Origin of the sequence: Pseudomonas sp. ZY71, assembly GCF_036542145.1 — a bacterium.
Classification (GTDB): domain Bacteria; phylum Pseudomonadota; class Gammaproteobacteria; order Pseudomonadales; family Pseudomonadaceae; genus Aquipseudomonas; species Aquipseudomonas koreensis_A.
In genome coordinates this window covers 382848-397248 of sequence record NZ_CP144274.1, presented here as the reverse complement: position 1 = coordinate 397248, position 14401 = coordinate 382848, and the positions used below count along the sequence as shown (strand labels likewise).

At 60.7% G+C, this 14401-nt stretch carries 9 protein-coding genes and 1 pseudogene; 3 read left to right on the top strand and 7 right to left on the bottom strand.

Translation table 11 applies throughout. The annotated features are described in order from the left end of the window. Window positions 1-76 precede the first annotated feature (76 nt). Complete coding sequence (locus VY732_RS01745) at window positions 77-1447, top strand: formimidoylglutamate deiminase (RefSeq protein ID WP_137218599.1); 1371 nt, start codon at window positions 77-79, stop codon at window positions 1445-1447. 112 nt (window positions 1448-1559) lie between these two features. Here the strand turns inward: VY732_RS01745 and VY732_RS01740 are convergent, their stop codons facing one another. Continuing rightward, window positions 1560-2129 carry a lipocalin family protein gene (locus VY732_RS01740; RefSeq protein WP_116029265.1) on the bottom strand — a complete coding sequence of 190 codons (570 nt, stop codon included), beginning with the start codon at window positions 2127-2129 and terminating at the stop codon, window positions 1560-1562. 30 nt (window positions 2130-2159) lie between these two features. Further along, window positions 2160-2414 carry a hypothetical protein gene (locus VY732_RS01735; protein ID WP_003220802.1) on the bottom strand — a complete coding sequence of 85 codons (255 nt, stop codon included), beginning with the start codon at window positions 2412-2414 and terminating at the stop codon, window positions 2160-2162. A 281-nt stretch (window positions 2415-2695) separates the two neighbouring features. On the opposite strand from VY732_RS01735, the pseudogene VY732_RS29880 reads away from it, so the two are divergent. Then, window positions 2696-3682: pseudogene (locus VY732_RS29880) on the top strand (cache domain-containing protein); the annotation flags it as partial. A 141-nt stretch (window positions 3683-3823) separates the two neighbouring features. Beyond that, a complete protein-coding gene (locus VY732_RS29875; RefSeq protein ID WP_442968568.1) occupies window positions 3824-4588 on the top strand; it encodes a methyl-accepting chemotaxis protein in 765 nt (254 codons plus the stop codon). A 182-nt stretch (window positions 4589-4770) separates the two neighbouring features. Here VY732_RS29875 and VY732_RS01725 read toward each other — a convergent pair whose 3' ends face one another. The 5 genes from VY732_RS01725 to VY732_RS01705 form a co-directional block, all read right to left on the bottom strand. Continuing rightward, window positions 4771-5373, bottom strand: a complete 603-nt coding sequence (locus VY732_RS01725) for a DUF924 family protein (RefSeq protein WP_331693585.1) — start codon at window positions 5371-5373, stop codon at window positions 4771-4773. Window positions 5374-5376: 3 nt separating this feature from the next. Then, the gene (locus tag VY732_RS01720) at window positions 5377-6387 is read right to left on the bottom strand and encodes a class 1 fructose-bisphosphatase (RefSeq protein ID WP_007909265.1); all 1011 of its coding nucleotides are present in this window, start codon (window positions 6385-6387) and stop codon (window positions 5377-5379) included. Window positions 6388-6729: 342 nt separating this feature from the next. Next, window positions 6730-8094 carry a DUF3999 domain-containing protein gene (locus VY732_RS01715; protein ID WP_331693582.1) on the bottom strand — a complete coding sequence of 455 codons (1365 nt, stop codon included), beginning with the start codon at window positions 8092-8094 and terminating at the stop codon, window positions 6730-6732. Continuing rightward, entirely contained in the window at window positions 8091-11675 is a 3585-nt protein-coding gene (locus VY732_RS01710) for a DUF2339 domain-containing protein (RefSeq protein ID WP_331693581.1), read from the bottom strand. The genes VY732_RS01715 and VY732_RS01710 overlap by 4 nt, the downstream gene beginning before the upstream one ends. A gap of 254 nt (window positions 11676-11929) precedes the next feature. Next, on the bottom strand, window positions 11930-14380 hold the full coding sequence (locus VY732_RS01705; protein WP_331693580.1) for a glycogen/starch/alpha-glucan phosphorylase: 2451 nt from the start codon (window positions 14378-14380) through the stop codon (window positions 11930-11932). Window positions 14381-14401 lie beyond the last annotated feature (21 nt).

The following is a 14401-nucleotide window of genomic DNA, read 5'->3' as shown; positions in this document are numbered from 1 at the left end:
TAGCTTGCCGGAGTTTACCGGGCAGGCAAACGTCTGTATATGTATATACAAATAACACACGATGGGGTGCTGAACCATGTCCGCCTTCTTTGCCGAACGCGCGCTGCTGCCTAACGGATGGGCCAACAATGTACGTCTTGAAGTCAGTGCCGATGGCCTGCTGACCCAAATCCAGGCCGATTCCACCGCAGATGGCGCCGAACGGCTGAGCGGCCCGCTGCTGCCGGGCATGCCGAATCTGCACTCCCACGCGTTCCAGCGGGCGATGGCGGGACTGGCCGAAGTGGCCGGTAATCCGAATGACAGTTTCTGGACGTGGCGTGATCTGATGTATCGGCTCGTCGGAAAAATCAGCCCCGATCAGCTCGGCGTGATTGCCCGTCAGCTGTACATCGAAATGCTCAAGGCCGGTTACACATCGGTGGCCGAATTTCATTACGTGCACCACGACAGCAATGGCCAGCCTTATGCCGATCCGGCTGAACTGGCGTTGCGCATCAGTCAGGCGGCGAGTGAAAGCGGCATCGGTCTGACCCTGTTGCCGGTGCTCTACAGCCACTCCGGTTTTGGCGGCCAGACGCCGAATGACGGCCAGCGCCGCTTCATCAACAGCACCGAAAATTACCTGAATCTGCAATCGCGTTTGCAGCCGTTACTGGCGCAGCAAAAGGCGCAGTCGTTGGGTCTGTGCTTCCACTCGTTGCGCGCGGTGACCCCGCAGCAGATCAACGAAGTCTTGGCGGCCAGCGACAAGCAATGCCCGATTCACATCCACATCGCCGAACAGCAGAAAGAAGTCGATGACTGCCTGAGCTGGAGCGGTCGGCGTCCGCTGCAATGGCTGTACGAAAACACCGAAGTCGATCAGCGCTGGTGCCTGGTGCACGCCACCCACGCCAATCCGGAAGAAGTCACGCTGATGGCCAAGAGTCGCGCCATTGCCGGCCTGTGCCTGACCACTGAAGCGAATCTGGGCGACGGGATTTTCCCGGCGGTGGATTTCCTCGCCCAGGGCGGACGCATGGGCATCGGTTCCGACAGCCATGTCTCGCTCAGCGTGGTCGAGGAATTGCGTTGGCTGGAATACGGCCAGCGCCTACGTGATCAGCGACGTAACCGTTTGTATGGTGCGGATCAACCGATGGTCGGGCGTACGTTGTATGACGCAGCGCTGGATGGCGGTGCGCAGGCGATGGGGCAGCCGGTTGGCGCGCTGGAAGTTGGCAAACGTGCGGACTGGATTGTGCTCGATGGCAACGATCCGTATCTGGCGACGGCGAGCGGTGACGGGATTTTGAATCGCTGGTTGTTTGCCGGCGGCGATCGTCAGGTGCGTGATGTGCTGGTCAATGGCCAGTGGGTTGTGCGCGATGGTCGACATGCCGGGGAAGAGGACAGTGCTCGCGCGTTCACCCAAGTCCTGCGCGACCTCCTGGGCGACGCATAACCAAATGTAGGAGTGAGCCTGCTCGCGATAGCAGTGTGTCAGTCACTTATTTGTGCTCTGACACAACGCTATCGCGAGCAGGCTCACTCCTACATTGGTTTTGTGGTGTTCTTTAGTTCGAGGTCTTGGCCATCTGCCGATCCGACGCGCGCCAGATCAGTCGCGTGGTGTCATAGCCCTGCTGACGCGCCTTGCTCAACAGTTCTTCACGCACCACCCCGTTGACGGTCGGCGTGCGTGACAGCAACCACATGTACTTGCGGCTCGGGTCGCCGACGATGGCGGTCTTGTAGTCATCGCTGACGTACAGCACCCAATATTCGCCTTTCGCCACACCCGGAATCAGCCGCGAGAACCAGGTGTCGAACTCCACCCAAAGCTTGTCAGTCTTGCCCGGCACCTGTGGATAGGCCGTGCCCTTGGCCTCTTCCCACTGCCAGTCCGGCGTCAGGCAGCGATTGAGCACTGCGACATTGCCGTCAGGCTTGAGGGTGTAATGCGCTTCGGACTGCGCGCAATTGCGCTGGAAGTACATCGGCAAGCGCGCCAGCTCGTACCAGGTGCCCTGATAGCGCTTGAGATTGACGCTGTTGACGGTTTTCGGCGCCAACGGGTCGACGCCGGAACTGGCGCAGCCGGCCAGTACCAGGCCGGCAAAAAGGATCAGCAATAACCGCTTCATTTTTCTTCTCCGTGGGCGCGAAGCCCCGGTTTACTTCAGGCCTTGGCCGGAAAACATCAGCACTTTGTCACCGGCGTACTGCACGCTGATAAAGCTGTTCTTGTCGCCCCAGGTGCAACTGGACATGCCGAGCGCGCCCGAACAATCGGTGGGCTTGCCGAGCAGAGTCTCGACTTCGGCCTTGGCCATACCGGCCGAGAGCTTCGAGTAGTTTTCCTGATTGACCTTGCTGCATGCGGCCAACAGCACGCAAAACGTCAGAAGGGCGATAGATCGCAGCGACATGGTGTAACTCCTGGAACGAGGGGGGATGGCATGGTGCCAACCAGAAGCTTAGAAGAGAAAACCCTCATCTGGTTCCGTGGAGGAACGGCTATTTATTAGCCCGCCCGTCTGGCATTTGCCGATAAATCAGACACTTTGTAGGGCTATTGAGCATTTCGTCGCCTTTCACCAAAGACGCCTAATCTTTGGCGCGCCGCGGTCGAAATAAGAGCAGCGCAAAGCCCCCGAGTGTGGCAAATTGCCGCCCTTTCTTGACCAGCCCCTTCGCGGTAGTTCATTCGATGACCAGAAACATGAAATTCAGCCACAAGATCTTGTTGGCTGCCGCCCTTGTGGTGGCCGTTGCGTTCGCCTGTTTCATTTTCTTCAACGACTATCGACAGCGCGAAGCCCTGAGCACGAGCACCGAAGCCTCGATGCAGGAACTGGGCAGCCTGACCACCAGCAACATCCAGACCTGGCTGGAAAGCCGCATTCAGTTGCTGCAATCGTTGTCGCAGCAAGTCGCGGTCGACGGCAACGCCCCCGCCAGCCTGAAACGCATCATCGACCTGCCCGCCTATACCGGTAATTTCCAGCTCAGTTATTTCGGCGGCGCTGACGGCGTGATGTTCTCGGTACCGGCCGGCAACCGCGCACCGGACTACGATCCACGTGCACGCGGCTGGTACAAAGCAGCGAACAGCGCGCAGCAGACCATCGTCACTGAACCGTACATCGCCGCCTCCTCGGGCAAACTGGTGATCACCGTTGCCACCCCGGTGCAGCGCCAGGGCCAGATGCTCGGCGTCGCCGGCGCGGACATTGACCTGACCAGTGTCAGCGCGATCATCAACTCGCTGAACTTCGGCGGCCACGGTCACGCGTTCATCGTCAGCAGCGAGGGCAAGATCCTGATCCACCCGGACAGCAAACTGGTACTCAAGACCCTCGCCGAGGCCTACCCGAACGGTGCACCTAAAGTCAGCCCGGGCCTGAAAGAAGTCGAGTTCGACGGCAAGACCCAACTGATCTCCTTCACCCACATCAACGGCGTGCCGTCGGCCGACTGGTACGTAGCGCTGGTGCTGGATAAGGACACCGCGTTCTCGATGCTCAGCGAATTCCGCACCTCGGCACTGATCGCCATGGTTATTGCCGTGGTGATCATCATCGCCCTGCTCGGCATGCTCATCCGCGTGCTGATGCAACCGCTGCTGACCATGGGCCGCGCGATGCACGACATCGCCGAAGGTGAAGGCGACCTGACCAAACGCTTGGTGATTCACGGCAACGACGAGTTCGGCGCACTGGGCACTTCGTTCAACCGTTTTGTTGAGCGCATCCACACCTCGATCCGCGAAGTATCCTCGGCCACCGGCCAGGTCAACGAAGTCGCCCTGCGCGTGGTCGCGGCGTCAAACTCGTCGATGTACAACTCCGATCAGCAAGCCTCGCGCACCAACAGCGTGGCCGCGGCGATCAACCAACTCGGCGCCGCCGCACAGGAAATCGCCCAGAACGCCGCCCTCGCGTCGCAGCATTCCAGCGACGCGCGCAGCCTCGCGGTCGACGGTCAGCAGGTTGTGGATAAAACCATCCACGCGATGCAGCAGTTGTCGGCGAAGATCAGTGATTCGTGCGGCAACATCGAAACCTTGAACAGCAACACGGTGAACATCGGTCAGATTCTTGAAGTGATCACCAGCATTTCCCAGCAGACCAACTTGCTCGCACTCAACGCCGCGATCGAAGCGGCGCGTGCCGGTGAAGCCGGTCGTGGTTTCGCCGTGGTTGCCGATGAAGTGCGCAACCTCGCCCACCGCACTCAGGATTCGGCGCAGCAGGTGCAGAAGATGATCGAAGAGCTGCAGGTCGGTGCGCGTCAGGCGGTGAGCATCATGACCGAGAGCCAGCGCGAGAGCGAAAGCAGCGTCGGCATCGCCAATCAGGCCGGCGAGCGATTGGGCAGCGTGACTCAGCGTATCGGCGAGATCGACGGGATGAACCAGTCGGTGGCCACGGCGACCGAAGAGCAGACCGCTGTGGTCGAGTCGATCAACTTGGATATCAATGAGATCAACACGCTGAATCAGGAAGGTGTGGAGAACTTGCAGGCGACGTTGCGGGCTTGTTCGGATCTTGAGCAGCAGGCGGCGCGGTTGAAGCAATTGGTGGGTAGTTTCAGGATTTAAAGATCAAGATCTTTACCCCCTCACCCCAACCCTCTCCCCCAGGGGGGCGAGGGGGAAAGGGAGCCGATCTTCATGCTGTTCAAACCTGAGTTCGACTCGATATCTCAGGTCGATGTATCAAGACCAGACACCTCGGTCAGTCCCCTCTCCCTTTGGGAGAGGGCTAGGGTGAGGGTAAGCCCTTAAAACCGCGACCCCGGCTCAGAAAGAAACACCAACTCCTCAGCCGTAGACTCCCGCCCCAACACCGCATTGCGATGCGGAAACCGGCCAAACCGCGCAATCACTTTCTGATGTCGCTCGGCATAATCCAGATTGTCGGCAAACACCGCTCGCTCCCCTTCCGGCTGTTCAGCCACCAGTTCGATAAACCTGGAAACCGCCTCGTTCTGCACCGCGAGATTCTCGCAGTGCTCAAACACCAGATAAATAAACACCCGCTGGATCGGTTTCAACTGCCGATCGAAATCCGCCGCAATGCCTTGGGCGACGAGTTTCTGCGCGCGCAGATCACCGGAAAACGCTTTGGGAGTATCGCGAAAGATCATTCGCGGCAGTTGATCGAGCAGTAGCACTACCGCCAGCCAACCTTCGGGACGTTGCGTCCACGCGGTCAATTCGCCGGCCAGGGCCTGATCGACAAAGACCCCGAAACGCTCACGCGCTTCGAGGTCTTGGCTGTCTCGCTTACCGAACCACAACTTGCCCTTGTCAGCCGATATCTCGTCGGGGGATTCGGCTTGTCCGAACCACCAATCGAGCAACGGCTGCCAGAGCGCGGTCATGGTTTATTCCTTGTGGTAGGCCGTAGCGCGTGCGACTTCTTCTTTCGAACCGAGGAACACCGCTACACGCTGGTGCAGGCCTTCAGGCTGAATGTCGAGAATGCGCTGGTGACCGTCGGTGGACGCGCCGCCCGCTTGTTCCACCAGGAACGACATCGGGTTGGCTTCGTACATCAGACGCAGTTTGCCTGGCTTGGAAGGCTCACGGCTGTCGCGCGGGTACATGAACAGACCGCCACGGGTCAGGATGCGGTGTACATCGGCAACCATCGCCGCGACCCAACGCATGTTGTAGTTCTTTTTCAGCGGACCTTCTTCACCGGCCAGCAGCTCGCCCACGTAGCGTTGTACCGGGGCTTCCCAGTGACGCTGGTTGGACATGTTGATGGCGAATTCCTGGGTCGACTCAGGAATGGTGATGTCTTCGTGGGTCAGCACGAAGCTGCCCATTTCGCGGTCGAGGGTGAAGCCTTTGACGCCGTCGCCCAGGGTCAGTACCAGCATGGTTTGCGGGCCGTAGATCGCGTAACCGGCGGCAACCTGCTGAGTGCCTGGCTGCAGGAACGCTTTCTCGTTCAGCGGCTCGTTCTGGCTCAGGTATTCGTTCGGGCAACGCAGTACCGAGAAGATGGTGCCGACCGGGGCGTTGATGTCGATGTTCGACGAGCCGTCCAGTGGGTCGAATACCAGCAGGTACGCGCCTTTCGGGTATTTGCCCGGGATCTGGTAGGCATTGTCCATTTCTTCGGACGCCATGCCAGCCAGGTGACCGCCCCATTCGTTGGCTTCGAGAAGGATCTCGTTGGAGATCACGTCGAGCTTCTTCTGCACTTCGCCTTGGACGTTTTCAGTGCCCATGCTGCCCAGAACACCACCCAGGGCGCCTTTGGACACGGCGTGGCTGATTTCTTTGCAAGCACGCGCCACCACTTCGATCAGGAAACGCAGATCGGCAGGAGTGTTATTGCTGCGGGTCTGCTCAATCAAATAGCGACTCAGGGTAACGCGGGACATGGACGGCTCCGGTGGAATGGGGGGCTAAAAACCCGCGCAGTTTACAGGGAGTCTGAAAACGTAGCGAGCGAAGACGCCCGGTAACGTGCGTTGGGGTGTAATTGCCTGCATGAGACGTGAATGTGGGTGGAGAGTTCAGGTAGCGGGGTTAGCGTAGTTGGAAATCGGACGGGTGTGGCTGGGGGTTAATTGATCAGTTCGGAATATGTATTGGCTGGCACGCCGCTTTCGCGAGCAGGCTCGCTCCCACAGGGAATCGGGGGTGACCGCTGAATTGGCGTCCATTGAAGATCCACTGTGGGAGCGAGCCTGCTCGCGAATGGCGCGCAGCGCCAGCCATTCTCAGGTGTTGGTTGGCGGCTTGCGCAACAAGCTGAACGCCATCGCCCCGAGAAAAACCACGCTGAGCAACAACACCGCCCACAAGCCGATCTTCTTCCAGTTGGTCTCAGCCACCGCCGCCGTAGTCGCGGTAGAAGTCTGCGTAGCCACCGCCTCACCCTGAACCACAGCCTTACCCAACGCCGCCAGTTTCTCCGGTTTGAAATCCGGAATCAGCGTCGCCAACGGCAGATTCGCTGTCTTCACACTCGGGTTGCCCAACGCCAGACTGTACGGCCCCTCCCCGCGCGCAAGGAAAATCACCTGCGTCGCTCGCACCGCGTACTTCACGCTTGGCGCCTGCTCACCCAGACCACCGCCACGCTCATCCACCGTCAGCTTCAACTGCTGCACAGTCTGCCCGTAGAGCTGCAATTCGTTCTGCACCACGTCCTGACCATTCTGGGTCAGGCGATAGAGCAAACCGCTGCTCAGCGCCTGCCACGGCAAGCTGCTCTCACGTCGGCCCGCCAATGTCACCGGTGCCAGACTGTTCGGTTGTTTGATTTCGACCTGCACCCGCTCGATATTCAGCCCCATCGGCAATTGCCAGGTGTACTCCCCGGCCTTGGCGCTGCCGCCGGCCAACTCTTGCGACCAGACCAACGGCAGCGGAACGTTGCGCGGATCACTGCTTTTCAATTGGGCCGCCGTCAGGATCGGCGCCGAGTTCGGCGACTCCCACAGCAACCGCACGTAGCGCGCCGATTGTCCCGGCAACGTCACCTCGTGCTGCTCAATGCGCTCATCGGAAAAAGTCAGTCGTGCCACCTGACCTTCGCCCCACGGCTGCCAGTGCTGCAAGTCATCGCTGGCCTCGATACTGAAACGCTGAAAACCGTCGCGCTCGCTGGTCCAATCGAGGATCAACTGCTGCAATGGCGCCTTGATCGCGCTCGCATCCAACAACCAGCCGCGCAGAACCTCTTCACCCGCCTCCAACTGGCTGGACGGCTGCACCTCGACCAGCGTGCCGTTGGTGGTCGATTGCACGCGCACGTTCGGCGCGCGTTCACTGGCGTCGGCGGCGTTGTACAGCGGGAACCACTTCACCTCGTGCAACTGACCGTCGTCGCGGGTCTGTGCCGATTCGCGTGCCAAGGCGTAAGCCTGCGCTTCGCCGGCGGCGTTGAACACACGCAGATCACTGAGATCGGTCTGGCGCGCCTGCAATTGCACGCTCAGCGGCAATTCGAGGCGGTACCACGGACCGTTGCCGCTGACCGACAACGGCACCTGCGTGGCAAAGTCCGCCGGTTTGTCCTGTGCGCCGGCCACCATCACCACGCCCAACGCCAACCAACCCAGATTTCGCATGCGACTCAAGATGAAACTCCTTCGGTGTCCGGGGCCGGTTTGTCCGCCGCCGGCTCAGCTTCAACGCGTTTGGGCGGCAGCGGCGCGAAATAGCCGACCACCAGCAGTAACACGCCAACGCCGATAAACGAGACGATCCGGGCGAGGCCACCACGGTTGCTCAGTTCGACAAAAATCAGTTTGGCCACCACCAGCGCAATCAGCGCCGCACCGATCAGCCAGACCTCGCGGCGATGGCGCAGGTGGCCGCCGATCATCAGCCCGAGCGCCATCAGCGTCCAGACGATCGACAAGCCAGCCTGCACCAGCATCGAGGCGAGCAGCGTGTCCAGTTCGAACGGGATCCCCGCCCAATGGTGCGCGGCGCGGGTGACCAACGCGGTGCAGAAGGCGAACAGCGATATCCCGGCGATCAGCTGTGTGCCGTAATCGGCGTAGTCCTGACGGATCGACAACTGCGAAATCGCACTGCGCGACCATACGTAAACGCCGAACAACGCGAACAGCAGGCCCAATTCCAAAGGGTTGAGTAAAGGCACATACGGCAGCGGTTCGGCATTGCCATCGCTGACACCATTCGCCAGCCAGAACCACGCCAGCATCAACACCGCCAACGGCGCGGCGGCATATAAGCGGTATTCGCGGGCAAACGTGGCAACCGGCCATGGCCAAGTGCGCGGTGCCGCTGCCAGCAACAGATAAACGCTCGGCAGAATCGCCCAGCCCAGCCAGCGCCAGGCGTTGTATTGCTCGGACAACAGCAGCAGACCGTAGCGCAACTCCAGCGCCAGCACGCCGATCAGCAGCCAGCAGCCGAGCACATGCGCCGTGCTCAAGACGCGCGCCGGCAGCATCGGCGCCAAACGTCGCAGGCTGAAGAAATGCACGGCGAACACGGCTGCCCACGCCAGCCAACCGAAATCGGCCGCCGGGTGATAACGCGAGTGCCACGCGGCGATCAGGACAAGTCCGGCAGCCGGAATCAGCAAAGTGCAGAGCAAGCCCAGCGCCGGCCATTTCAAACGTAGCGACAACACAGTCCACAACGCCACGCTGACGGCGGCGACCAACAGCAATAAGGTGCCTTGCAGAGTCGGCGATGCGAAGCGCAGCACCTCGCTGACCCACGCCAACGCCCACCAACCGGCGCCCCACACCAGCAACACTTCTGACAAACGCTGCAAACTCAACGCATCGAATGCCGAGGCATGATTGCCCAGTTGCAGGCGCCACGCACCGATCATCGCCGCCAGCCCCAACACCAGCGGCGTCCAGAATCCGCCATGGGCCAAAGGCTTCAGACCTTCGCTGGACAGCGGCCCAAGCAACTCGGGGCCGGCCAGCAAAAACGCCGCGCCACCAATCACCTGCAATAGCAGACCGAAAACAAAGCTCACGCGCTGCTTGAGGTACAGGCTCAGCCAGATGATCAGCAAACCACTCGCCGCCCACACAGCGCTCGCCGTTTGCCACGGCAGCACAAACAGCACCGCCAGATTGATCAGCACCAGACCGGCCAACAGCACCACCGACAAACCGCGCAGCAGACGCACATCGCCACGCACCATCTCATCGCGAGCCGCCAGCAGCATGCCGGCGATCAATGCCAGACCGATCAACGACGCGCTGAGCAAACCGCTCCAGCCAGCACTGAACACTGCGGCGGAATCTTCCCCCGCACCTTGCAGACGTAGCAGGAACAACGCGCCACCCAGCAATTGCACGGCAAATGCGCTGAACAGGAACGTACGCGATTGAATCCGCAGACCGACAAACAGAGTCGCCAGCCCGGCCAGCGCCCAACTGATTGCCGTGGCCTGAACGAAGAAAAATAGCGGTGCCAGCAGATAGAGGAAGGTCAGGCCCAGAGACGCCAACACCGGCAGACCTTGTCGCTCCCAAGGCGATGCCTGTTCCGGCGCGGCCTTGCGCAATTGATCGAAACTGAACAGCAGGGCAATACCCAGCATCAGCGCGCCCAGCGGAGCACCGTCGAGCAGACTGCTCTCGCCAACCCGCAACTGACTGAGGAACGCCAGCGCGGAACCGAGTTGTAGCAGCAAGGCAAAGGCCCGGGCAAACGGTCGATGCTGACGCAACCCCAGCCAGAAAATCCCCGCACCTTCCACCGCCCACGCCGCCGACGTCCAGCGCGCATCCAGTCCCAGCGGAATCGCCAGGCTGGCAAAAATCACCCCGAGCGCCAGACAGGTTTCGCCCAGCAACATCGCGCGCCCGCCCATCAACACCTTGGCCAGCGCCATGTAAATCATGCCGAGTGCCAGCGCGCTGAACGCGGCGGCAAACTCCAGATGCTGGACCAGCGCAAACTGCAAACCGAAGCCAATGATCGGCGGGCCGAACAGCATCGTCCCATCGACGTAATCGCCCTTGCGCGCTGACCAGTGCAGCAAGGCATCACGGTCGCTGTCTGCCGGCGCGTCAGACATATCGAGCAATTTGCGCCGGGCAAACAGCAGGCCGATAGCGAGGTACATCAGGAAGAACAGAATCAGGAACGGCTCGGTGCTCCACAACAGCTCCGGCGCATACGAACGCAGGCCCCAGGCGAAACCGATGCCGAAGGTGCCGACGAAGCCGATCAGGTTGAGCAGACGCCAGGCCTTGAACCAGGCGATGGCGAGAATGCCGGCGTTGAGCAGCGCGAAATAGCTAAACAGCGCGACATGGTTACCGGCGCCGGTCGAGGTCAGGATCGGCGCGGCGAAACCGCCCAATGCCGCTGCAGCCGCCAGCCCTAAAGCATCCTGAGTGATGGCGAGGATCGCCGAGAAAACGGTGACCGCCACCAGCAGGCCGAGCGCGGCCGATGGATCAAGCAACGGGTGCAGACGCATCGCCGCAAACACCGTCAGGTACAGCACCGCGATCCCGGTGCCTTGCAGCATCAACGCGTAATTGCTGTTGCGCCGACGCAGCCACCAACCCAGCGCGAGCAGGCCCAACGCGGCCGCCGCGACACCGGCGTAACGCAATTCGATCGGCACGACCATGCCTTCGGTGGCATAGCGCAACAGGAACGCCAAGCCGAAGAACAACAACACCACGCCAACGCGCAGCACGGTGTTGCCGCCAAACAACCAGTTGCGCGCAGCACTGATGCCGCGTTCGATCAGATTCGGGCCACGGGGTTCGGCGGGTTTTGATGGTTCGGGCGTGACGGCGTCGAGGCGCCAGACATCAGCGGGCAGCGGTTGACTGGTTTCACTGGCGACGGCGGAAATCGGTTCGAGTTCGGGCGGCAGTTCCCAGACCAGTTCGGGGGCCGGGGCTGCTTCGGCGGCTTTGATAGATTCGACGACAGGCTCGGTAACCGGCACCGCACTCGGTGGTGGCGCGGCATGAATGGGCGCGCCTTCCAGTAAAAACAGACGTTGCTCGACGCCCTGCAAAGCGACCTTCGCCTGCTCAAGTTGACGTTGCTGCTCCATCGCCTGCGAGCCAAGTCGCGCGATGCGGATCGTCTGCCCGATCACCAGCCCCAGCAACGCGCCTAATAACGCATCACTGAACGACTCGTCGAGCAGCCAGCCGAGCACCAGCCCGATCAACATGAACATCCATTGCATGGTCGATATCCCTAAGCAGCCCCAAGACGGGGCGAGTCCGGCGATTGCTTCAGTCTAGGCACAAACCCTGTGGGAGCGAGCCTGCTCGCGAAAGCGGTTTGTCAGGCAACATTTCTGTTTAACATGACAACCGCTTCGCGAGCAGGCTCGCTCCCACTTTGGATTGGTGGTGACTGGAGCAGCCGGTAACCGGCGCTCAGTATATCGATGCGGCCCAACAAACGTTGGGCCTTGCGCACATTTGTTGCGGAAAGTTACTCCAGCGCTTTCCAGATATCCGTGGCGTACTCGCGAATCGTCCGGTCCGAGGAGAACCAGCCCATCCGCGCCGTATTGAGCACTGCCGAACGCCACCAGTTGTTGGAATCATGCCAGTGCGCTTCAACACGCTTCTGCGCTTCCCAGTAGGAGTCGAAATCGGCGCAGACCAGGAAGCGGTCGTAATCCACCAGCGAGTCGATCAGCCCGGTATAGCGCGAGGTGTCATCCGGCGAGAACACCCCGCCGCGAATCGCTTGCAGCACATCGTTCAAACGATGCGACGCAGCAATGTCCGGCAACGCACTGAACTCGTGGTTTTGTTTACGCGCTTCCACCTGCTGGGCGCTGAGACCGAAGATAAACATGTGTTCGGCCCCGATGCGTTCGCACATCTCGACGTTGGCGCCGTCCAGCGTGCCGATGGTCAGCGCGCCGTTGAGGCCGAATTTCATGTTACTGGTGCCCGAGGCCTCGAAACCGGCGGTGGATATCTGCTCGGACAAGTCCGCCGCCGGAATGATGCTCTCCGCCAGGCTGACGTTGTAGTTGGGCAGGAACACCACTTTCAGCAGACCACGCACCGTCGGGTCGTTGTTGACCACCCGAGCGATGTCGTTGGTCAGCTTGATGATCAGTTTGGCCTGGTGATAACTCGCCGCGGCTTTACCGGCGAAGATCTTCACGCGTGGCACCCAATCGACTTCCGGCTCGGCGCGGATCGCCTGATACAGCGCCACGGTGTGCATCAGGTTGAGCAACTGGCGTTTGTATTCGTGGATCCGTTTGACCTGCACATCGAACATGGCCGCCGGGTTGACCGCGATACCCAGCCGTTCGTGAATCAGATAGGCCAAAGCCTTTTTACTGTGCAGACGTTGCTCGGCGAAGGCTTTGCGGAACGCGGTTTTTTCGGCGAACGGCTCGAGATCGAGCAGACGCTCTTCGGGGTTATCCAATAGATCCGGGCCGAGCGCGTCGACCAGCATCGAAGTCAGTTCGGAGTTGGCCTGATACAGCCAGCGGCGGAAGGTAATGCCGTTGGTTTTGTTGTTGATCCGCTCCGGGTAGAGCTTGTGCAGTTCGGCGAACACGGTTTTGCGCATCAACTGCGTGTGTAAGCCAGACACACCGTTGACGCTGTGCGAACCGAGGAACGCGAGGTTGCCCATGCGCACCCGGCGACCGTTGTCTTCTTCGATCAGCGACACCGCACGCAGCACGTCGAAATCGTGAATGCCTTTGGCCCGCAGCGAATCAATGTGCTGAGCGTTGATCAGGTAAATGATCTGCATGTGTCGCGGCAGCATGCGTTCCATCAAACCCACCGGCCAGGTCTCCAGCGCTTCTGGCAGCAGCGTGTGGTTGGTGTATGACAGCGTGTCGACGGTGACTTGCCACGCCGCATCCCACGCCACATCGTAGACGTCGACCAATTGCCGCATCAGTTCAGCGACGGCAATCGAAGGGTGGGTGTCGTTGAGCTGGATGGCTGCGTGATCGCCAAGGGTCAGCACCGAGGTGTGCATGTTGCGATGGCGGCGCAGCAGATCCTGCAAGGAAGCAGCGACGAAGAAGTATTCCTGGCGCAGGCGCAGCTCTTGCCCTGCTTCGGTGCTGTCCGCCGGGTAAAGCACGCGGGAGATACTTTCGGCGCGGGCCACTTCAGCAACCGCGCCCAAGTGGTCACCGGCGTTGAAGCGCTCTAGGTGCAAATCTTCCATGGCGCGAGCACGCCACAGGCGCAACGTGTTCACGCTCGCCCCGCGCCAGCCGACCACCGGCGTATCGTAGGCAATCGCGCGGACGGTCTCTGCCGGCGACCAGACTTGTTTGGATTTGCCGCTGACATCGGTGACGGTTTCGACACTGCCGCCGAAGCCGATGGAGTAGACGACTTCCGGCCGTTCAAACTCCCACGGGTTGCCGAAATCCAGCCAGTGCTCGGTCTGCTCCTGCTGCCAGCCATCGACAATGGCCTGGCGGAACAAACCGTGCTCATAGCGGATGCCGTATCCGTGTCCAGCGATGCCGAGGGTCGACATGCTTTCCATGAAGCATGCGGCCAGACGACCGAGGCCGCCGTTGCCAAGCGCAGCATCGGGCTCCAGTAAACGAATACGCTCCAGGTCGACACCGAGTTCGGTCAACGCTTCACGGGCGACGTCGAGCAGACCGAGGTTGCTGAGGCTGTCGTAGAGCAAACGGCCGATGAGGAATTCCAGCGAAAGGTAATACACCCGCTTCTGGCCTTTACGGTAGATCTGCCGGGTGTGGTCCATCCAGTGCTCGACCATGTGATCACGCGCAGCCAAAGCGATGGCTTCGAACCAGTCATGGTCGAAGGCGTGATCGGGGTCTTTGCCCACCGCATAGGTGAGTTTGGTCAGGACGGCGTCGCGGAATGCGGCCACCTCTGCTTCGCGAACTAGTGGTTCTTGAGTCATCGATAGGACCTCGAGCGAGCG

Bases quoted from the DNA above. Each gene is read 5' to 3' on its own strand.
- VY732_RS01745 (WP_137218599.1), top strand. From the start codon at position 77: ATGTCCGCCTTCTTTGCCGAACGCGCGCTGCTGCCTAACGGATGGGCC.
- VY732_RS01740 (WP_116029265.1), bottom strand. From the start codon at position 2,129: ATGAAGCGGTTATTGCTGATCCTTTTTGCCGGCCTGGTACTGGCCGGC.
- VY732_RS01735 (WP_003220802.1), bottom strand. From the start codon at position 2,414: ATGTCGCTGCGATCTATCGCCCTTCTGACGTTTTGCGTGCTGTTGGCC.
- VY732_RS29875 (WP_442968568.1), top strand. From the start codon at position 3,824: ATGTACAACTCCGATCAGCAAGCCTCGCGCACCAACAGCGTGGCCGCG.
- VY732_RS01725 (WP_331693585.1), bottom strand. From the start codon at position 5,373: ATGACCGCGCTCTGGCAGCCGTTGCTCGATTGGTGGTTCGGACAAGCC.
- VY732_RS01720 (WP_007909265.1), bottom strand. From the start codon at position 6,387: ATGTCCCGCGTTACCCTGAGTCGCTATTTGATTGAGCAGACCCGCAGC.
- VY732_RS01710 (WP_331693581.1), bottom strand. From the start codon at position 11,675: ATGCAATGGATGTTCATGTTGATCGGGCTGGTGCTCGGCTGGCTGCTC.
- VY732_RS01705 (WP_331693580.1), bottom strand. From the start codon at position 14,380: ATGACTCAAGAACCACTAGTTCGCGAAGCAGAGGTGGCCGCATTCCGC.